The following is a 19,990-nucleotide window of genomic DNA, read 5'->3' on the forward strand; positions in this document are numbered from 1 at the left end:
TGCAATATCGCAACCCAACCGTAACGAGAGTCTAATTATGACTGCCCACCCGTACCTGCAACTGATCGATATTGACCAGTATTTTGGTCAGTTTCAGGCCCTGAAGAAAGTATCACTCTCCATTAATGAAGGCGAATTTGTCTGCTTTCTGGGCCCTTCCGGCTGCGGAAAAACCACACTGCTGCGGGTAATCGCCGGCCTTGATTCACTATGCTCAGGACAAATTCTGCAGGCCGGCCGGGACATCACTTATGCGCCAGTCAACAAACGCGATTTCGGCATTGTGTTTCAATCCTACGCCCTGTTCCCCAATTTAAGTGTGGCAGACAATATCGGTTATGGCCTGAAATCTCGTCGCGTATCGCGGCAGAACAAAACTGCCAGGATCAGGGAACTCCTGTCCGTTGTCGGACTGGAACGCAGTGAACAAAAATATCCCTCACAACTTTCGGGAGGCCAACAACAACGAGTCGCTCTGGCGCGGGCATTGGCCACCTCACCTGGCCTGTTATTGCTGGATGAACCCTTATCCGCACTGGACGCCAGGGTCCGCGCCCACCTCCGCCACGAAATCAAACAACTGCAGGAGAAGCTGGGAGTAACCACTATCATGGTGACCCACGACCAGGAAGAAGCCCTGACGATGGCGGATCGTATCGTGGTGATGAACCACGGTCTTATTGAACAGATCGGGACACCAGAAGAAATCTATTGCCAGCCTCAATCAGCCTTCGTTGCTGATTTTGTTGGCGAAATGAATTTCCTGGATGGATTCCTGTGCAATGACTCTCAAGTCCAGTCCCAGTCCATTCGACTGGACGTCAGCCAAACCGGTAGCTTCAGCATTGACTCCCCTCTTCGCGTCGCAGTACGCCCTGAAGACATCCGATTACGCCTGAATGGTGATCGACACAACGTTCTGAACGGCACTGTTCTTGACCTTGAATTTCTGGGCTCCAAGGCTCGCTCGCGAGTCGCCGTTAAAGGACATGATCAGATCCTGATTGCAGACATTTCCATGAACGAGCTGACAGAGCTTGAACTCAGAAACGGCCAGAACGTGGATATTCAACTGCCCCGCGATCGCCTACAGCTTTTCGGAAAGGCAGCATCATGAACATTTCCCTAGTTGCCAAAGGCCAGCCCGAGCAAATGCACAGGCATCATCTACTGTCCCGGCGAAGTCCGGATGAATGGGCGCTGGGTGGCATTCTTCTGATCGGTATCGCCGCGTTGACTGTCGCCGTGGTTGCTCCGCTATATACGCTGCTGTCCAAAAGTGTACAGGACCATGACGGCAACTTTGTCGGCCTGGATAACTTTGCCACCTACGTTTCCACACCCAGCCTGGTTAGCTCCATCAGTCATTCACTGACTGTGGCACTCCTCAGTACACTCATCGTGACAACACTCGCCTTCTGCGCCGCTTACGCCATCACCAGAACACGGCTGCCGGGCAAAGGGTTGTTCAGAACCATACTGGTACTGCCGATTCTTGCTCCCTCCCTGCTCCCCGCTATCAGTCTGGTGTACCTGTTTGGTAATCAGGGAATTTTAAAAGAAATGCTGATGGGCGAATCCATTTATGGTCCCATTGGCATTGTCATCGGCTCCTGTTTCTGGACCTTTCCCCATGCTCTGATGATTCTGCTGACCGCCCTCGCCAATTCCGATGCGCGACTGTACGAGTCCGCCAAGGTTTTGGGAGCCTCTCCGTTCAGAACCTTCCTGACCGTCACCCTTCCCAGTGTGAAGTATGGCCTGATCAGCACCGCCTTTGTGGTATTTACGCTGGTGATTACCGATTTCGGCGTGCCCAAAGTCATCGGAGGACAGTTCAATGTACTGGCAACAGACATTTACAAGCAGGTCATCGGACAACAAAACTTTGAAATGGGAGCCGCTGTCAGTGTCATCCTGCTATTACCGGCACTCCTGACATTTATTGCCGATCGCTGGGTACAACGTCGACAATCAGCCATGTTGACGTCCAAGGCAGTACCATGGACACCGGAAAAGCGTCCTCTGGCAGATAATCTCTTTACCGGAATCCTTCTTCTGCTATCGATCATCATACTCGGCATGATTGGCATGGCTATTTATGCATCACTGGTGACGTTCTGGCCCTACAACCTGAACCTGACTTTCAAAAACTATCAGTTTGACCTGATGGATGGTGGCGGCTGGGAGGCTTACTGGAACTCCATACGCATGGCCACATACACCGCGTTATTCGGAACCTTCTTTATATTTTTTAACGCATACCTGGTAGAAAAACTCAAAGGCTTCGGCATCGCAAAGTTCCTGTTCCACCTGATGGCCATACTTCCACTGGCAGTGCCCGGTCTGGTGCTGGGACTGGCTTACATCTTTTACTTCAACTCACCTTCGAATCCTTTGAATGGCATTTATGGAACCATGGTGATTCTGGTGATCTGCACCATCAGTCACTTCTACACGGTTTGTCATCTGACCGCCGTCACTGCGCTGAAACAGATCGACCCGGAGTTTGAATCGGTGTCCGCTTCTCTGAAAGTTCCCCAGTTTGTGACTTTCTGGAGAGTCTCTTTACCGGTTTGCCTGCCAGCGGTTCTGGAGATTGGAATCTATTTATTCGTAAACGCCATGACCACGGTATCTGCGGTCATATTCCTGTATTCCTACAACACCATGCTGGCTTCTGTCGCAGTATTGAACATGGACGATGCGGGTGATATTGCTCCTGCTGCCGCCATGGCTGTCATGATCATGCTGACCTGCGTGGTAGCAAAGCTGGTTCATTGGGTTATCAGCACCATTCTGCTGCAGAAAACTCAACGTTGGAGAACCAGAGTCACTGAAGGAGCGACATCATGAGTCAACCCAAATACTTCCTACTGACCCCCGGACCCATTACCACCACAGCCTCGGTGAAAGAAGCTATGCTGGAGGACTGGGGTTCCTGGGACGATGATTTCAATCAGGTAACACAAGAGATTCGATCCAAGTTACTAAAAACCGCCAATGCGGAAAGCTCCCATGTTTGTGTCCCTTTACAAGGCAGCGGAACCTTTGCCGTTGAAGCCACATTAGCAACATTACTGGGGCCGGATGATAAGCTTCTGATCCTGATGAACGGAGCTTACGGGCAACGAATAGCCAAAATCTGCGACTATCTTGGACGACCCTATACCACCATCGACACCGGTGACTACCTTCCCCCGAATCCGGAAGCCGTTCGCAAGATACTGGAAAACGACCTTAGCATCACCACTGTCGCCATCGTCCATTGCGAAACCAGTTCCGGCATTCTGAATCCCGTAGAGGCCATTGCTGAAGTTACTCAAAGTCTTGGCCGCAGGTTGATCATTGATTCAATGAGTGCTTTCGGTGCTCTCTCTGTAGACGCTTCCAAACTACCGTTTGACGCATTGATCTCCTCCGCCAACAAATGCTTTGAAGGAGTGCCCGGATTTGGCTTCAGCCTGATCAGAAAAGGGTTATTGAAACAGTGCAAAGGCAACGCCCACTCCTTGAGTATGGACCTTTACGACCAGTGGATCTACATGGAAAAAACCGGCCAGTGGCGCTACACCCCACCCACCCATGCCGTTGCAGCGTTCGCTCAGGCCATGCGCGAGCATGAGATCGAAGGCGGCACCAGCGGTCGCCTGGCACGCTACACCCGCAACCGTGATCAGTTGGTAGCAGGAATGAGAGATATGGGATTCAGGACGCTCCTGGAAGATCAATGGCTGTCCCCAATCATCGTGACTTTTATGAGTCCAGAAGACCCGGCATTTGAGTTCAAGCACTTCTATCAAGAGCTTAAACACCGGGGCTTTGTGATTTATCCGGGCAAGCTGACTCAGACAGAAAGCTTCCGCATCGGATGTATCGGACAAATAGACACCCCACAGATCAATCAACTGCTAACCGCCATTAAAGACGTTCTCGCTGTCATGAATGTCGATATGAGCAACACGGAGGAGACCATACAATGACCTACGCTTACCAACGTTATTATCGCGGCATGGTGGAAGCAGTCATCTGCGACTGGGCCGGAACCACTTACGATTTTGGATCAATGGCCCCAATCAAGGCTTTTCAGAAGCTGTTTGCCGGTGAAGGTGTCCCTATTACCCTGGCAGAAGCCAGAGAGCCCATGGGCACCGAAAAGCGTGAACATATTACCCGTATACTGAATATGCCCAGAGTGGCACAGGCCTGGCAGGTGAAGCATGGACTCCCGGCTACAGAGCAGGATATCGATCGATTATACCAAGCTTTTTTGCCCATGCAGATTGCCGCGATCAAGACTTGCGCACAGCCAATACCCGGACTCATGGATACCGTCGCCTGGCTTGATGAACGCGGCATTCAGATCGGTGCTAACTCCGGTTATAACCGGGAAATGTTGGATACATTGGCAGCGATTGCGGCTGAGCACGGATTCTGCCCGGTGAGCAACGTGTGCGCAACCGACGTTAAAAGGGGGCGCCCGTACCCTCACATGAGTCTGAAAAATGCACTTGAAATCGGCATCAGCGATGTACGCGCCTGTATTAAGATCGACGATACCATACCCGGCATTGAAGAGGGTCTCGCGGCAGGTATGTGGACTGTTGGGGTCGCCGTTTCCGGCAATGAGACCGGGAAGACCCAAGCGGAGTGGTCTGCCCTTAACGAAACCGAACAAAACCAGGTGCGCGCCAGAGCCAATCGCCGTTTCCGCCATGGCGGTGCCCATATCATCATCGATTCAATCGCTGACCTCCCCCACGCTGTTGTTCAGGTAGAACAATGGCTGGCACAGGGGTATGGCCCCGAAACGCCAGGCCTTGCAGGTGTCACCATCGCGCCGGGAGAGGCCCTTCCTCAGTGACCCTGACCGCCATTATCCTGGTTCTGATTTCAGCAGTCGCACATGCAGGTTGGAATTTCACAGGAAAGAAAGCCAGTCCCACACTGGCTTTCTTTTTCCTGGTAACGGTTACAGGCTCGCTCCTGTTCACCCCTGTCCTGTTCTTTCAACGTGACCTGATTAGCGCTTTCAATAGCGAAATCGTTGGGTTACTGCTGTTAACCGGATTGTTCCAGGCGGTCTATCTGTGGGGGCTGGCCTCAGCTTATCAATCTGGTGAAATGTCCATTGCTTACCCGATTGCTCGGTCATCACCGCTGATCATTGTCTGTATTTCAGCGTTTTTTCTGGGCCAGCGAGAAAGCATCTCAGCACAGGCAATCATCGGTATTGTCATTATCGTGGCTGGATGCCTGCTCATTCCTATGCGCAGCTTTCGCGACCTGAGACTATCGAACTATCTTAACCTCACAACAGCCTTTGCATTGGTGGCAGCCTTTGCAACCTCCGGTTACTCGTTAGTGGATGACAGAGCAACAGCAATGATCCGGGCTCTGAGTGACCCTGCAACCGGCTCTGCCATCGCCACACCCGCAGAGGTTGCAATGAGTTATGTGGTTTTACAGGGATACACATCCACATTCTGGATGGCCCTGATGACACTGGCAAACCCCACCGCCAGAGCCTCCGTTATTCCATTGGCCAGAACAACCTTCAACAGCTACCTGACCACGGCAGTTTTAATGTTTGGCACCTATGCGCTCGTAGTCATGAGCATGGCATTCGTCACTAACGTCAGTTATGTGGTCGCCTTTCGGCAGGTCAGCATACCTTTGGGTGTGATGATGGGCATTATCGGTCTGGGTGAGCGGCTTTATTTACCGAAAATTACCGGTGTTCTGATGACGTTTTGCGGTCTGATTGCCGTGGCACTCGGCTAAACAAGATTTCGAAGTCAGGCAAAATTTTAAGACCCGCTCACGGTGATACGCGACGGGTAAATTTGGAGAATAGAAAACCACCATGTCCCTTGCGTTATTTGATTTAGACAACACCCTGATCAACGGCGACAGCGCCCAGGCTTTTTCCGAGTTTCTTGCTGCCAGCGATATCACGACCCCGGCCAACTTTCTGGATACCAACCACGCCTATATGGAAGACTATGAAGCCGGCCGCCTGGATCTGGGCGCTTATATGAAGTATACCCTCAGCCCCCTGTCCACTCTCAAGCCAGAGCAGACCCACCGGGTGATAGAGCTGTTTGTCAACGAAGTGATTGAAAGCATGATTCTGCCCAAAGCCCAACAATTACTGGAAGACCATAAAAAAGCGGGCGACGAGCTCGTCATTATCTCAGCCACCGGATCACATCTGGTGCACCCGATCGCCCGTCGATTTGGAGTGGTGCACTCATTAGCCGTAGATATTGAATTTGTCGACGGCTATATCACAGGCGAAATTATTGGCATCCCCACTTTCCGTAATGGCAAGGTGGAGCGGATTGCAGAATGGTCGGAACAGCGGGGAATCAGCTACTCAAATGCCACTTTCTACAGCGACTCACATAATGATCTACCGCTACTGGAGGCCGTTAGCCGCCCGGTTGCGGTAGATCCTGACCCGGTCTTGAAGAATATTGCCGGCGAACGCGGCTGGGAAACGATATCACTGCGCTAGATGCACCCAGAGGCGGGAACCGGGAGGTACGATTCCTGCTGGTTTCCCGCCAGATAGCCTGTCTCAATAAATCCTAATGCGTCACTGTATTCGAGAACACATTGATTACCACGACACCAGTGATGATCAACGTGATTCCTGCCATCGCTGGGATATCCAGCCACTGGCGGAACCACATCACCTGAATCAAAGCGATACAGACGATGCCCACTCCAGACCAGATTGCGTAGGCAACCCCCACATTCAGCTGCCTGAGCGACAACGCCAGGAGATAGAAGGCTGCACCATAGCACAACGCGACCAGAACACTTGGCCACAGGCGGGTAAATTGCTCCGAATATTTCAGCGCCGTAGTACCGATGACTTCAAAAATGATGGCGATCAACAGATAGAGATAGCTTAGCTTTAACATATACCACAGTGACCTCATTCCACAGTGTTTAAGAGACTGCAGGATTTATCCAGCCAGTAATCAAGCTCAGGCAGCGTAAAATCCTCGGCTTTCCCAAGTTCATCCAGTTCTCTCAAGCGGATAGCGTTGACAAAACCAGGCAATCGTTCAAATTCCAGGCATTCTTCTTTGGTGAATGCCCCGCCCTGCTGTTCCAGCGTCGTTCGGCTCGCAAGAGACAATCCCTCAGCATACCCGGGTTTGGCAGCAACCAGATACCTTTTTGCTTGCACATGTAAACCGACCGGCTGGTAGACATTTTCGGAAAAACCCTGTTTTCTCAGCCATTCTTCAGCCAGTGAATCATGATGGACATATCCCCACCGATCCCTGCCCGGTATGTCCTGGTCTTCAGCAATCAGGTGCCCGATATCATGAAGAAAGGCCGCCACAATGGTTGATGCATCATACCCTTTTTGTTCAGCCCACCAGCCACACTGAGCCATATGCTCATATTGCGTGCAGGTTTCACCATAGCCTTGTCCACCATATAGTCTGAACAGTCGCGCCAGCTCTGCACGAAAATCATGAACTGGATGGGATAAAGCTGAGTTTGAGGACGTCATGGGCGGGCTCCGGTCACAACGAAGTGAAGTCCGTCCATTTTAAATGAGAAATGCTTACATAACTATGACCAAACCTTTGATTTAGCTCAAGTAAGCTTGATATCGGCCAGCAACTGTATAGGCAAGAAAACATTTCTTGGCTAGTCTGTCTTAAATCATGGATTTCATTTAGAGCTAACAGTCCGGTACGATGATAAAAGCGATGACAGGCAACGAATCACTTACGGGCAACGAATCACTTACGGGCAACAAATCAAAGGGAGAAGAATGAACGCTCGCCTACGCCGCCCAGTCACAATCCTTGTTGCTACAGCACTGGGGTTTCTCGTCTACGGGATCATTGATGCCGATGCCAATGTATCAAAAGGACTTGGAATTCTGACTTTTGTCGCGGTTCTCTGGCTCACCGAAGCCATTCATATCAGCGCCACAGCTTTACTGGTCCCGCTTCTGGCTGTTGCTGCCGGTATTCTCTCGGTCAAAGAAGCACTAAGCAATTTTGCAAACCCCATTATCTATCTTTTCATGGGAGGTTTTGCCCTGGCAGCCGCTCTGAAAGCCCACCATCTGGATCAGTGGCTGGCACGCCGAGTCGTCGGCTTTGCTCGTGGCCAGTTAAAATTGGCGATATTTTACCTGTTTGGTGCCACTGCCTTTATCAGCATGTGGATCAGCAATACCGCGACGACCGCCATGATGCTGCCAGTATTGATGGGATTGCTGGGTGGCTTTGATCGGGAACGTCATGAGAGCACACTAACATTTATGCTGCTGGGCATTGCCTATAGCGCCAACATTGGCGGAATCGGCACGCTGGTCGGAAGTCCGCCGAATGCAATTGCGGCATCAATCCTGGGCATGGATTTCGCGTCCTGGCTGAAAATAGGGATACCGGCTGTCGTTTTATTACTGCCTTTAACGATAGGCCTGCTGTGGTTGACACTGAAACCGGAGTTCCCGGAAACCACCACCTCTGCAGACAAAGATATTGATGAATTCAAGATGCAATGGAATCCTCGGGCTAAAACCGTTCTGGTCATTTTCGCCATAGTTGTATGTTTGTGGCTATTCAGTGAGCCCGTTTCAAGGTTGATGGGTATCGATAAAGATTTCGATTCTTTCGTTGCTTTGGCTGCCGTGGTGATACTCGTTGGAAGCGGGCTATTGGAGTGGAAAGATTTTGCTCGTACCACCGATTGGGGAGTACTGCTGCTCTTTGGGGGAGGCATTACACTGAGTGTTGTATTGTCGGAAACACAGGCCAGCCTATTCCTGGCAGACGCGCTGGTCAGTTGGTTTCAGAATGTTCCCGCCTGGATCTTCCTGACACTATCGATCGCCATGATGGTATTTTTGACGGAATTAGCCAGCAATACTGCCAGCGCAGCACTCTTGGTACCTATTTTTTTCTCGCTGCCCGAGGAACAAACCGGTTTGCCTCCGGAGCTACTGGCAATTGGTGTCGCGGTGGCCGCATCCTGCGCCTTTATGCTACCCGTAGCTACGCCACCTAACGCTCTAGTTTACGGTACCGGCATGGTCACTCAAAAACGCATGATTAAATGCGGAGTTCTGGTCAACGTGCTTTGCATTGCCGTTTTGTCGGCGTATCTCATAGCACACTAGTGTGCACGGCTCTTAGCAAGTCTCCAGAGCAAGACTTAAAGCTATGACCGACTTCAGAGTCCTGCAGCCGGTCAAGTGACGCTTATTGAGCCAGATAATTAGACATAATAGCGTTTACATCAATTTTCCCCAGCCCCTCATTAAAATCCTTTGCCAGCTTTTCGCCTCTTGGGCCTTTCTTGAAACAGATGTAAAGACTCTTATCCTCCAGTAGCTGAGAATTAAACTGGAGTTTTGACGCCACAGATTTCAGTTGTGGATCAGCAGTCATCAGGTAACTCAGCACATTCTTATCGACCACCGCCAAATCGACTCGACCTGCAGCCAGTTTAAGCAGATTCTTGGAATCATCTGTGGCCTCACTGGCTTTGATCTGTCCCTGTGCCACCATCCCGTCAAAATCGGCTGTATTCACATATCCACTGACCACCCCCACGCGATATTTCTTGAGGTCGTCAAGCGAATTCCAGGTCACGGGTTTTGATTTTAGTTCAGCAAATCCTAGAGGACCGCTTCCCATAGGCTCGGAAAGTATAAAGTCCTGCTTCAGCTCTTCAGCATAATATTCAGGAAAGTAGCCATCATAACCCGGATCATCCTTGGCCAGGTTCACCGCACGTTTCCAGGGGTAGAACTCCACCACCAGAGTATGCCCCATCGCTTCAAACGCTGCCTTGGCCACCGCGACGCTTGCACCACTATCCTTCAGGCTTTTTCCGGTATAAGGCGGCCAGTCCAGTGAAGTCAGCTTGACAGTATCAGCCTGCGTCAAATTGGCCAGACAGATGAATAAAAGGGCAGAAATTAACTTGGACATCGACATAGTGTTCTCCAGTAACTGATGCTTGACGTTGTTTTCACAATTTATAGAAACAGCAGTACTATTAAACCTAGCAGACCTTAGGATGTTTTCCGCTCAATAGAGTCGATATTTCTCACATAGCTTCTAAAAATTCGCGTCCTTTGACAGCCGTTATTCAAAGGCGCCAATACACTTTCACCAGTTTCCCCATCAATCTTTGTTCATTATTTCTTTTCAGGGAATGTCGCAAAAAATGCTGCCAGTTTTTCGTCGACCTCCACTTGAGAGGGTAGAGACTTTCCTGAAATATCCCTCACCGTTGAGGCTTTCCAGACAACCTGATTGCTGTCCATATCGACAATATTCACCAGGAATTTTGCTTCATTGACCGGTTCCATATAATGCTTGGTCAAATCACCTTTCCCCGTGGGAACCACCTGCTCAACAAGCCGCTGGCCTCTTTCCACCAACAGAAGATATCGAATACGCATCGAAGCATTTTCATCTGATGCTGGCCGATAACCTTTTTCAGTGAATACTTTTTGTATTCCTTCGTTTAGCAGAAGATAAATATCCCCTTCTCTCTGGCTGCTGTTCTCAATCACAAATCCGGAGTATCGATCAGCCGATAAGTCCTGAGACATGGCAACAACCGGCTTATGCTCTGTCGACGCGCATCCGATGATCACCCCTTGAATCAAAATCAAGATAATAGCCTGCAGGCCCTTAATAGCAGGCACTTTCCATCTCCCATACAAATTCGGATATTTCATTTTTATTGTCTCCTTTGTATCCCCTGAACAACCGGCAAAGATCTTCAGGGGAGCATGCTGATCGCTTGTTTCAATGATTCTGTCAGAGGTTTGTTGATTTTATCCGTATTTTGATCACGGAGCTTTTCACATTGTTCTCTGATACAGGTATTTTTCAGGCACTGCATCACAAACGCTGCCACTTCATCGGGATTTTCAACCCGGGCGAGGTATTCACCAACCCCTGCGCCCTGAGCTGCCTTACAGTTCGAAAGGTTTTCCATATGAAACGGTAATCCCAAAAAAGGTACACCATGAGACAAAGCCTGGGAAACAATGCCTATACCGCCATTTCCGATCACTAACTGGGCTTGTGGCAAGACCACATCAAGATTCAACAACTGGTTATAAATTTCCAATCCCCTCTCTTGCCACTCAGCCACTTTACTTACCGGCAACCCCGGGCAGGAGACAATCACTTTGCCCTTAATTCGACACAGTGCCTCCAGCACGATATCCAACTTGGGATAATAGGAGACAAGATAGGCAAGAATCACCGCCCCCTTCGACCCATCTTTTACCCTTATTGACTCATTTATTGGAGGTGATGAGAAAGGTTGGTATATAGCCTCCCCTGATCTGAAACCCGCATATATATCCAACTCTGCAAGGTGGTGAAAAATATGAACATCGGCCAGATTGATATCACTCAAAAATGCCTGCTCCGGCATTCCCAGGTCTGATCGCACCTGATTTACCGTATCCAGGCATCTTTCCTCGTTCGCGGACAACCCGTTCTGCACCAATGGCTCAAACGTTTGCCAGCAGATACAAGGCTTTCCTGCTGGCTCTAGCGCAAACCCGCTAGTGACGGTAATAATCGGCAGCCCCAATGATCTGGCAGCTAACTGCGCGGTGGGAGCATAGTTCGAGAAAAGTACATTAACCTGAAACATCTCCATGAGATGTCTCCAGGCCATGACCATCGCTTTCAGTGTACCGACGTCCCGGTAGCCTTTGAGCATCAAAGCATCAGCCAGAGAACGCACCGGATATTTCGTCTTATACTGCGGTTGCCAGACAGGAGCCTGAACTAGAGTATCCGCATCCAGATCAAAAAACTGATGAGCCTGATGCAGGTCTTTCAGAGACACTGCAGGTTGATAACCCAACTCGAGCAATGCCCTGTTTAAGTTTGATATCACAGCCAGATGACCTCTGCCGCCGCCAAGTTCCCAGGCGCATAAAACTTTACCCAAAACTTTACTTACCCCATTTGTTTCTTCTCTACCAACATCTATCGCCAACTAATCTTTCGTTTAGCCAGGCAACCCTTTCGTTTAGATACTCATATCCCATTCGGCCTAAGCGACAACCGAAACATTTGTCATGATAACGAGACCCCTGTCAACTCTTTGATTCTTATTACAAAAAATTGGCAGATTTTCCATTTCCGCCTGTAGATTTCCACAGCGAAACCTATAGAATTGTCGCGTTTTCACATCCCACAAAATGGAACCGAAAGTCATGTTAATGGATAAACGAATCCCTTACGTTATTTTCACCACGGCCTTGGCTGGAAACGCCCTTGCCATTAATCCCGTTGCCGAGAACGACAACGCTACCACCATGGAAGGAGAAGCCGTCACGATCAACGTGTTGGCCAATGATACTGATCCTGATGGCGATATCATTGAAATTCAAAATTTCTCAGATCCTGCTCATGGAATAATTGACTTTGACGGCGATGGTACTTTCACATACACACCAGAAGATGGTTTTTCTGGAACTGACAGCTTTACTTATACCATTGACTCCTTACCCGAGTATGGCGGGGAAGATTTAGGGGAAGAAGGCCCTCCACCATCAGCCGCCCGCCTGATTATAGAAGAAGAAATCGGCTCAACAGCAACAGTAACAATCATTGTTGAAGCGGCCGAACCGGAAGAACCCGTGGAACCGGAAGAGCCTGTGGAAAGAGAGCTCAGTGACTTAGAATCCGAGGTTAGCGGCCCTACCAACAAGCGTGTAGCAGCCAGCCTGGACACAGCCTGTGATGAACTTGGCCTTTCTGAGGTCACCAATGATCTGGTCGATCGCTGTAACGCCCTTTCAGACATTGCTGCAGATAACCCAGAGCGTTTGGACGACATCATGACCCAAATCGCTCCAGAGGAGTTCCTGGCCCTGAAACGGGTTACCTCTGACTCTGCCAGAATGCAGATGGACATCATCAATCGTCACATGCAACAACGCAAATCAGGTCACTCGCCTGTTTCTGTGTCGCTCAATGGTTATGACCTTCCCATGAACGGCGGAACAGCCGGCGATAACAACATGCCTGAATTTGGCCTGTTTGCCAGTGCACATTACTCCGACGTAGAGCGTGACAAAACTTCCCTGGAAGCTGGTTATGATTACACGGCAACCGGGCTGACAGTGGGTGTTGACCGCCGCTTCGGTTCATCTGTGGTCGCGGGCCTTGCTGTTGGCTGGACAAATCACGAACTGGATTATGTGGAAAACGCCGGATCAACCGATTCTGATCTGTACTCCGTGATTCTGTTCTCCACCGCAAACTGGAAAGGCGCAAACTTCAACTTTCAGGTGGGCACTGAAAGAGGCTCCTTTGATACCCGTCGCCATGTGACCTATCAGGAACCCGCCGGCACTTTCACCAGCAGCATCAAGGGCAACACCGATGCTACACAGTACTTTTCCAGCCTGCAGGTCGATTACCCTGTTAGCATGAACGCCCTGGAACTGACCCCTTACCTGCGCGCAGATTATGTTTCGATTGAAATTGATGCGTTTGAGGAATCCGGCGGACAAGGCTATGAGCTGGCTATCGACAAGCAGAAACTGAATCAATACACACTCAAAGCCGGCTTGGATGCTTCTTATGCCATCAGCCAGGAATGGGGGGTATTGGTACCTTACGCAGGCGTTAGCGTAGCGAGCGAAAGCACCGGCAACTATGGCACAGTGTCTTTCACCTTCATTAATGACCCGACGCAACAGTCATTTGAATTGGGTTCCGATGGCGAGGAAAGCCTCTTCTATCAACTCAGAGTGGGCACCTCTGCCGTATTGACTCAAGGTTGGTCATTGTATGGTGACTACAGCCAGATTCTGGGCTATGAAGATACCTCCGCTTATCAGATCAACGTAGGTGTGAGATACGAGCTTTAAGCACCTGAACATTGCCCCCAACAAAAAAGGGCTGCACCTGCAGCCCTTTTTTGTTTAATACCACTCATCTAAATCGACCTCAAATAACGCCAAACCACCAATTCAGCGATGCCACTCGAAATGGCGCGAAGCTCTATACCAGAACATCCGGAATAAAGCGGTGGGTATCCTTGGGAGAGATCCCAAACCGGCTGAACAATTTCAGCAAACCAATAGAGGGATACTAATGAGTCTCGAGAAAAGGGCTTGATTTCCTCCTGAAGCAGAAGCCCTTCGTAAGACGCAAATCTGGCATAAAAACAAGCCTTTGCGATTTATAACTGCAACGTAATTGCTGCTCTTAGCCCTCTATCAGAACCGCCACATATGAGAGCCTTATGATTTTTCAGGTATCCTCTGACTGCACCGTGCAGAGACATACAAATAGCCACCCCCATAGAAGCGCTGCCCGTATGACCAAAATAAAGCGCCGGGGTATCCCATTCAGACTCACGCACAAAATCATAATTACTTGAAATGCGAGCCATCATTTGCCCCCACTCATTCGCTTTGAGCACTTCGCCATTTAAATCATTAATCATCAACCACTTACCTTCCGGAGCCAAGTGCGCGACGGCGGATTCAATAACTCTGGCGTACACCCGTCCCGGCGTATCCAGCACGGGAGGCTCTTCTAACTCTTCGGAATCATCATTGGTAGCATCCACCAGCGATTCTTCCTCTACGAACAGCTCAAACGGCAAAGGGAACTCATAATCTTCAACATCATGAGCAATCGACGAGAGATATGCCAAGGGCTCTGCTTCAGACTTTGATGTCTCAAGCAACACTGCAACGGCACCTTCACCCGGCAAAAAACCCTGAGAAACATCTGGAGTCCGAACGCGGCCGGATAGCACAAAGTCTTCAAGCGTGACTTCATCCAGATAGCTGTCAACACTGATCACCAGACAAGAGCGGGATTTTCCCTGAGTGAGAATTTGTTGTGCAGACACCAGCGCCTTGCCAATTCCTGCCCCACCTTCCTCAAAAATATAAACAGATCTACCTGAAAGCTTCAGCGGCCTGGCTTCCAACAAGTTGCTGAAACACTCACTGAACAGTTTCCGGCCAGACTTACCGGTACTTGCACACTGACGATCCAGGGAAGTTCGCTCACATGACGCTGGAAGATTAACGATAATCGACGATTCGCCAACAGCAGCGCGAGGAAACTGCTTCACCAGATCTGCCACCGCAAGGTAAGCAAGAAAACTCAGCCTTCCATACTCCTGAAAACCCTGAACCTGGTGGCAAGGGTATCCGTTAAGCGATACGGGCATAATTTCGTCGGCGAGGGTGACAGCCAAGGAAAGCTCCGCTGGCCTGCTCAATCCAGCCCTGGCGGCGGCACAACCATTAAGAACATCCCCCAGCGAACTAACCATACCCTTAGCGGTAAACTTCACGTATGTAGCATCAGACATTCTAAAGCGCCATTGTCAGGATCTGAGGGGTATATATGTAGTCTTTTCGAACATCCAATCCGGCGGCCGGAGCAATCTTCAGCCAGGCCAAAGCCTCAACGCTGATCGCTCGCTCAGCGGTAAACTTTTCCTTGTCCAGAGACATTGTTCCTTCAATGCCCGCATAATATTCCTCATGCTCATTCATAAACTGTTGCATCGCATCATTAAAATCATCAGAGCTCTTTATCTTCAACGCCGAAATAAGCGCAAACCGGGCACTACCGGATTCTTCCAACGCTTCAAGCTCATTTAATGTCAAATCTATAAAGCTGCCTAACCGCGAACCAAATTTCAGCCACTGAGCAAAGAACTTTCCGTAGGTGTAATCTTCCTGGTACTCATAGTCCTCCTGGAATGCGCGATCACTATACGTGGCAATCTGAATAGCCAGATTCTCTTCACCGGCAATGTAAGCACCTAACATTGGCAGATAATTACTGACCAATCCAAACTTAGCGAAATCCACATGAGATTTTGTCTCATCAAATAACTGCTTACATAATCGTGCAGCTTCTACATTCCGCGCAAAAAAACCACTGACATTTGTTTGCCCCAACAACTGGCAAATCCCGAGCCAACGCAGCCTCACAACCGAATCCGCCAGAGCTCTGAAATAGCCCTCATCGCGAGCCCCAGTGGTCAAGATGTCCCGATATTGGCTTAGTCTGAACTCAAGATTTTCAGTTAAGACGTCGATTTCAACGATGGAACTTCCCAATGATCAACCCCTTCTAGCCTTCATACTTTGCATGACACTCCTTCAGATCGAGTTCACCGAGAATTCGGGGTATCACCGCCAAGTCTTCATCATCACTGTGTTCCCATGGAAAATAAAGCATAACTCTACAAACCTTAAAGTAGGCTAACCTGAGAAGCTGCTTAAAAAGACGAACAGCATTCCAGTACACCCATTCTCCCGCTTATTTCTTATCGCCAGCTCCTTAGAGATCAAACCATGCTCAGTCATTTCGCCCAACCTAAAAAGAGATGTACTCTCTGGTATTTTTCCCGCTGTTTAATGGCATGCATCTAAGGGAGCTAAAAATAGTCAATTGAGTTATAGTTTTTAACTGGAATAAACCTGAGCCCATCACATCCGTGGGCCTTCCGTATATCTAACGCCAACTCTTTGGTAACGACATACAAATAAGGGTACTCAGTCAGTCGGAATATGGACGAGCCTGATTTAGTCGCAGCTGCGTTTAGTACTAGTTTATCAATATTATTAACCTGTGAAGGATCAAGAGCAGAAGTTCGTACTTTAGACTGCTGCATATCAATCCCTGGAATTGACTTCAATAAATTGGCAAGAAAATAAGACTTTTTAACAAGCTTACCCTTGGCATTTCGGATAGCAACCGGAAAAAACTCAAATTCAGAGCTGTATTGCTCCAATAGATCCTTCATCCGCTCAGAAATCACTTTTAAATGAGATGTATTAGGAATGGAGTCCGCAAGCTTAATACCCTCATTGGGATCCAGATCAAAAACAACCCCTTCTGGAAACCAGTCTTTGGATGCCACTCCATCAGTAAGTTTCCAGTAATGCTCCTCCAGCTCCGCTGGTAGTTCACCAAGTTCAGCAAAGCTATCACTTTCGCTATCATTAACCCAACAATAATACTCCCTCTCAGGGGCGGACATTATTATATTCCTCCATCATCTGAATGATCGTTTAATTTTCCGGGCCCTTGCTTGATAATCCAATCCCACATCGACTGCTGATACGAGATCAAATCCGTCAGTATTTCTTCCACAACAACTTCAGTTGGCTTACAAGGCTCTGCTTTCTTCTTACCTAATTTGGACTTTACTTTTTTAACTTCCGAGCCTGCTTTCTTATTGTATTTAGGGTGCGAACCATTGTGTTGAGGGAGACTGTGAATGACGCAATCAGACTCATATTTTGGCAAGAATATTATATTTTCACCATGGTTAAGGTTGTAAGGCACCTTTCTCAGCAATTCCAACTGACTTTCATTAAACTCTGCTTTCTTTCCTGAAAACACCTCATTTGGAAGCATATGGTGTGCTTCACTTTGGTATGGCATATTCTGGTTATGAAAATTGAATTGTTTTCCAGCGGATGTAGTCTTGCTGTATACATACTTGTAACGACTAATATGTTCAGATGAGCCGACAGTCGTCCCTTGAGCTCTTTTAAAACGGCTTTCCAACGCCTTCTTCAACTTAGCATTGGTTGAATCATAAACCTTCTTGCGATCAGCCTTATTTTTAATATAGTGATAGCCATTTTTCGCGTAAGCGCCTCCCCGCCCATAAACTCCGGGATTGGCAGCCATATCACTTAAGTGTTCGGACTCTTCGCCTTCTTCTTTGGCTTTCTCCTCAAGCTTCTTCCATTTGGCTTTGAAGTTGTCATAACTTTTCTTTGACTCTGCCACGGTAGTCATCGTAATTCACCCTTCAGCTTACTGCCAATACATCCTAGTTTTCTTTGATCTGACTACCCTTAATCGTAATCACCCCGGAACCTTTGGCGTTAATCTTAGCGCCGTTAATAGAAATATCGCCATTCTTCTTCATGGTGATACTGGCTTTACCAACCTTAATGCTAATCTCATCGGCGGCAGTCAACTGTATCTTCTTGGCATCGAGAGCATATTCCTTGGTAACCGATTCGGTGTATTTACCACCGACGGACTCCGTTAGGTCTTTACCAATACTGATCTCAGCTTCCTTCTCAACCGCCAGGCTGGATTTGCCACCGATATTTTCAACTTTGTTCTTGTCAATATTGATCGTCTGATCTTTGCCGACTGTAATACTCTGATTATTGCCAACCGTTTCGGAATCGTCCTTACCGATATTGGTCGTCCGATTTTCGCCAACATCTTCCGTCTGGTTCTTGCCAACAGCAATACTCTGGTCATTGCCGACACTTTCTGTATCGTCATTTTCTACCGTGATATTGCGATCTTTCTCCGCATGCACCCGAACCAGTTCACTGCCCTTTTCATCAATGAACATGATCTCGTTGTAGTTTTCCTTGCCGCCTTCTTTGGTGGAGCGGCTCTTGACACCACTATGCGCCTTGTTGGCAGGCAGATCGTACGGAGGCATCACTTCAGCGTTATACACGCTACCGATGACCAGTGGTCTGTCAGGATCCCCTTCCAAGAATGAGATCACCACTTCCTGACCAATACGGGGGATATACTGAGCCCCCCATTTTTTACCACTCCAGATCTGAGCGACCCGAATCCAACAGGAACTCTTGTCGTCTTTCTTGCCTTCACGATCCCAGTAAAACTGAACTTTGATCCGACCGTATTCATCGGTGAAAATTTCTTCGGAGGAAGGCCCCACAACCAAAGCGGTCTGAGTGCCACTGATAATTGGTCGATCGATGGTGACTGAAGGCCGAATGACTGTTGCCGCAGGTGCACAGGTAAATTTGTTCGAGTAGGTTCCGCCACCACTGCTACCAGCACGATACCCACCTTCTTCACCGTGGTGCTCCACTCGGGTCAGAACATATTTGGCTTTCTTCTCTGATTTATCATGATGATCACCGACAGTAAAAACAAAGCCAGCGGTCATAGGTGGATAGTTACTTCCCGCATCGACACTGGAGTAGGCACTTTCCAAGGCCTCCATTCGAGTGGTGGCATAGTTGTCACCTTCAGTTTTCTGACCATACTCACCGGGATAATCATAAACTTCGAATTTATCGATATTGGGTAACTTAACCAGGCTTTTCTGGAAGGCTGTCAGGCTTGTCGCAGGGGTTTCAAAGTTGTAGTCAGTCAGCTCGACCTTCCCGCTGACAAAGTGGTAGCCATGTTTCCATCCGTTGATCGTAAAATCCGTATGAGAACCATCCACCACGTCTAATGACGATGCAGGAACTGAATCGTAACCCTTGGCATAGTCACTAATGACCATCGTGTGCTTGCCATCTTCATGCTTGAAGTAGTAGAAGATCCCCTCTTCCTGCAACAGTCGGCTGATAAATTTAAAATCTGTTTCGCGGTACTGAACGCAGTACACTCGGGGCTGGTAGCTCTTCTGGAGTTTCCACTCAAAATCGCTGAACCCCATTTCCGAAAAAATACTCGTGATGATGTCTTTAACGCTTTTATCCTGAAATATCCGGCTGTTCTGACGAAATTGCAGGAGTGAAAACCAGGGAACCAGTTTCAGGAAATAATCACGAACTCGTCTGTCCTGCGATCCTCCCGCCATAAAGCTGGATACAATGCCGTTAAAATAACGGGGATTATCAGGGTCCGACGAGACTTTAATTGTGACAGACTTGCCGACAATTTTGGCTGGATCAATACTTTCTTCAGAGCTGTGTACATCCAGCGTAATGGAAAATGGCGATGACAGCGCTTCGGTAGCATGGAAACGATTCATGAGAAGAACGTCCGCACCCAGTGGCGAAGACACTGTAATTACCTGATTCTCTTGCTTAATCGACATAACCTGAAACCTTATAGTCCTGCTTCATCGTGTTGGCTGGATATCAACCTTTGAACGACTCAATGCCTTCTGTGCATACCTCGTGACGAAGTTACAACTCGCGAGACACTCCATAAATAATAGA

General features: G+C 48.8%; 18 protein-coding genes. 8 read left to right on the forward strand and 10 right to left on the reverse strand.

Annotation, left to right across the window (positions count from 1 at the left end; all coding sequences use genetic code 11):
• The first annotated feature begins 37 nt into the window (after nucleotides 1-37).
• The 6 genes from F566_RS0118595 to F566_RS0118620 all read left to right on the forward strand — a co-directional run bounded on the left by F566_RS0118595 (nucleotide 38) and on the right by F566_RS0118620 (nucleotide 6,520).
• Complete coding sequence (locus tag F566_RS0118595) at nucleotides 38-1,117, forward strand: putative 2-aminoethylphosphonate ABC transporter ATP-binding protein (RefSeq protein ID WP_020408527.1); 1,080 nt, start codon at nucleotides 38-40, stop codon at nucleotides 1,115-1,117.
• A complete protein-coding gene (locus tag F566_RS0118600; RefSeq protein WP_020408528.1) occupies nucleotides 1,114-2,856 on the forward strand; it encodes a putative 2-aminoethylphosphonate ABC transporter permease subunit in 1,743 nt (580 codons plus the stop codon). Before F566_RS0118595 ends, F566_RS0118600 begins: the two co-directional genes overlap by 4 nt.
• On the forward strand, nucleotides 2,853-3,983 hold the full coding sequence (locus F566_RS0118605; RefSeq protein ID WP_020408529.1) for a 2-aminoethylphosphonate--pyruvate transaminase: 1,131 nt from the start codon (nucleotides 2,853-2,855) through the stop codon (nucleotides 3,981-3,983). Before F566_RS0118600 ends, F566_RS0118605 begins: the two co-directional genes overlap by 4 nt.
• Complete coding sequence (phnX, locus tag F566_RS0118610) at nucleotides 3,980-4,864, forward strand: phosphonoacetaldehyde hydrolase (RefSeq protein WP_020408530.1); 885 nt, start codon at nucleotides 3,980-3,982, stop codon at nucleotides 4,862-4,864. Before F566_RS0118605 ends, phnX begins: the two co-directional genes overlap by 4 nt.
• Nucleotides 4,861-5,784: an EamA family transporter gene (locus tag F566_RS0118615; protein WP_020408531.1), complete on the forward strand. Its 924-nt coding sequence runs from the start codon at nucleotides 4,861-4,863 to the stop codon at nucleotides 5,782-5,784. The genes phnX and F566_RS0118615 overlap by 4 nt, the downstream gene beginning before the upstream one ends.
• Before the next feature lie 82 nt (nucleotides 5,785-5,866).
• Nucleotides 5,867-6,520, forward strand: a complete 654-nt coding sequence (locus tag F566_RS0118620; protein ID WP_020408532.1) for an HAD family hydrolase — start codon at nucleotides 5,867-5,869, stop codon at nucleotides 6,518-6,520.
• A gap of 73 nt (nucleotides 6,521-6,593) precedes the next feature.
• Here the strand turns inward: F566_RS0118620 and F566_RS0118625 are convergent, their stop codons facing one another.
• Together F566_RS0118625 and F566_RS0118630 are read right to left on the reverse strand one after the other, a co-directional pair.
• Complete coding sequence (locus F566_RS0118625) at nucleotides 6,594-6,932, reverse strand: DMT family transporter (protein ID WP_026180130.1); 339 nt, start codon at nucleotides 6,930-6,932, stop codon at nucleotides 6,594-6,596.
• Nucleotides 6,933-6,946: 14 nt separating this feature from the next.
• On the reverse strand, nucleotides 6,947-7,537 hold the full coding sequence (locus tag F566_RS0118630) for a phosphonate degradation HD-domain oxygenase (protein WP_020408534.1): 591 nt from the start codon (nucleotides 7,535-7,537) through the stop codon (nucleotides 6,947-6,949).
• Between the two features lie 267 nt (nucleotides 7,538-7,804).
• Between F566_RS0118630 and F566_RS0118635 the strand changes: the two genes are divergently transcribed.
• Nucleotides 7,805-9,163, forward strand: coding sequence for an SLC13 family permease (locus F566_RS0118635; protein WP_020408535.1), 1,359 nt, complete (start codon nucleotides 7,805-7,807; stop codon nucleotides 9,161-9,163).
• Nucleotides 9,164-9,245: 82 nt separating this feature from the next.
• Here F566_RS0118635 and F566_RS0118640 read toward each other — a convergent pair whose 3' ends face one another.
• The 3 genes from F566_RS0118640 to F566_RS0118650 all read right to left on the reverse strand — a co-directional run bounded on the left by F566_RS0118640 (nucleotide 9,246) and on the right by F566_RS0118650 (nucleotide 11,976).
• Nucleotides 9,246-9,986 (reverse strand): substrate-binding periplasmic protein, encoded by a 741-nt coding sequence (locus F566_RS0118640; protein ID WP_020408536.1) that lies wholly within the window; start codon nucleotides 9,984-9,986, stop codon nucleotides 9,246-9,248.
• A gap of 203 nt (nucleotides 9,987-10,189) precedes the next feature.
• A complete protein-coding gene (locus F566_RS0118645) occupies nucleotides 10,190-10,705 on the reverse strand; it encodes a DUF4136 domain-containing protein (protein WP_157496891.1) in 516 nt (171 codons plus the stop codon).
• Between the two features lie 77 nt (nucleotides 10,706-10,782).
• On the reverse strand, nucleotides 10,783-11,976 hold the full coding sequence (locus tag F566_RS0118650) for a glycosyltransferase (protein ID WP_026180134.1): 1,194 nt from the start codon (nucleotides 11,974-11,976) through the stop codon (nucleotides 10,783-10,785).
• Between the two features lie 274 nt (nucleotides 11,977-12,250).
• Between F566_RS0118650 and F566_RS0118655 the strand changes: the two genes are divergently transcribed.
• A complete protein-coding gene (locus F566_RS0118655) occupies nucleotides 12,251-13,909 on the forward strand; it encodes an autotransporter domain-containing protein (RefSeq protein ID WP_245555275.1) in 1,659 nt (552 codons plus the stop codon).
• A gap of 314 nt (nucleotides 13,910-14,223) precedes the next feature.
• Here the strand turns inward: F566_RS0118655 and F566_RS0118660 are convergent, their stop codons facing one another.
• From F566_RS0118660 to F566_RS0118685, 5 genes are all read right to left on the reverse strand, one after another.
• A complete protein-coding gene (locus F566_RS0118660; RefSeq protein ID WP_020408541.1) occupies nucleotides 14,224-15,375 on the reverse strand; it encodes a hypothetical protein in 1,152 nt (383 codons plus the stop codon).
• 1 nt (nucleotide 15,376) lies between these two features.
• On the reverse strand, nucleotides 15,377-16,135 hold the full coding sequence (locus F566_RS0118665) for an immunity 49 family protein (protein WP_020408542.1): 759 nt from the start codon (nucleotides 16,133-16,135) through the stop codon (nucleotides 15,377-15,379).
• 320 nt (nucleotides 16,136-16,455) lie between these two features.
• Nucleotides 16,456-17,061 (reverse strand): imm11 family protein, encoded by a 606-nt coding sequence (locus F566_RS0118675; RefSeq protein ID WP_020408544.1) that lies wholly within the window; start codon nucleotides 17,059-17,061, stop codon nucleotides 16,456-16,458.
• A gap of 2 nt (nucleotides 17,062-17,063) precedes the next feature.
• Nucleotides 17,064-17,831 carry an AHH domain-containing protein gene (locus F566_RS0118680; RefSeq protein WP_020408545.1) on the reverse strand — a complete coding sequence of 256 codons (768 nt, stop codon included), beginning with the start codon at nucleotides 17,829-17,831 and terminating at the stop codon, nucleotides 17,064-17,066.
• A gap of 34 nt (nucleotides 17,832-17,865) precedes the next feature.
• Nucleotides 17,866-19,866 (reverse strand): type VI secretion system Vgr family protein, encoded by a 2,001-nt coding sequence (locus tag F566_RS0118685; RefSeq protein ID WP_020408546.1) that lies wholly within the window; start codon nucleotides 19,864-19,866, stop codon nucleotides 17,866-17,868.
• Nucleotides 19,867-19,990: the final 124 nt, after the last annotated feature.

It is taken from the genome of Hahella ganghwensis DSM 17046 (assembly GCF_000376785.1).
Classification (GTDB): Bacteria; Pseudomonadota; Gammaproteobacteria; order Pseudomonadales; family Oleiphilaceae; genus Hahella; species Hahella ganghwensis.

Coding starts and splice junctions, on each gene's coding strand:
- F566_RS0118625 (WP_026180130.1), bottom strand. CDS start 6,932: ATGTTAAAGCTAAGCTATCTCTATCTGTTGATCGCCATCATTTTTGAA.
- F566_RS0118685 (WP_020408546.1), bottom strand. CDS start 19,866: ATGTCGATTAAGCAAGAGAATCAGGTAATTACAGTGTCTTCGCCACTG.
- F566_RS0118640 (WP_020408536.1), bottom strand. CDS start 9,986: ATGTCGATGTCCAAGTTAATTTCTGCCCTTTTATTCATCTGTCTGGCC.
- F566_RS0118680 (WP_020408545.1), bottom strand. CDS start 17,831: ATGACTACCGTGGCAGAGTCAAAGAAAAGTTATGACAACTTCAAAGCC.
- F566_RS0118675 (WP_020408544.1), bottom strand. CDS start 17,061: ATGTCCGCCCCTGAGAGGGAGTATTATTGTTGGGTTAATGATAGCGAA.
- F566_RS0118655 (WP_245555275.1), top strand. CDS start 12,251: ATGGATAAACGAATCCCTTACGTTATTTTCACCACGGCCTTGGCTGGA.
- phnX (WP_020408530.1), top strand. CDS start 3,980: ATGACCTACGCTTACCAACGTTATTATCGCGGCATGGTGGAAGCAGTC.
- F566_RS0118605 (WP_020408529.1), top strand. CDS start 2,853: ATGAGTCAACCCAAATACTTCCTACTGACCCCCGGACCCATTACCACC.
- F566_RS0118595 (WP_020408527.1), top strand. CDS start 38: ATGACTGCCCACCCGTACCTGCAACTGATCGATATTGACCAGTATTTT.
- F566_RS0118635 (WP_020408535.1), top strand. CDS start 7,805: ATGAACGCTCGCCTACGCCGCCCAGTCACAATCCTTGTTGCTACAGCA.
- F566_RS0118600 (WP_020408528.1), top strand. CDS start 1,114: ATGAACATTTCCCTAGTTGCCAAAGGCCAGCCCGAGCAAATGCACAGG.
- F566_RS0118630 (WP_020408534.1), bottom strand. CDS start 7,537: ATGACGTCCTCAAACTCAGCTTTATCCCATCCAGTTCATGATTTTCGT.
- F566_RS0118660 (WP_020408541.1), bottom strand. CDS start 15,375: ATGTCTGATGCTACATACGTGAAGTTTACCGCTAAGGGTATGGTTAGT.
- F566_RS0118620 (WP_020408532.1), top strand. CDS start 5,867: ATGTCCCTTGCGTTATTTGATTTAGACAACACCCTGATCAACGGCGAC.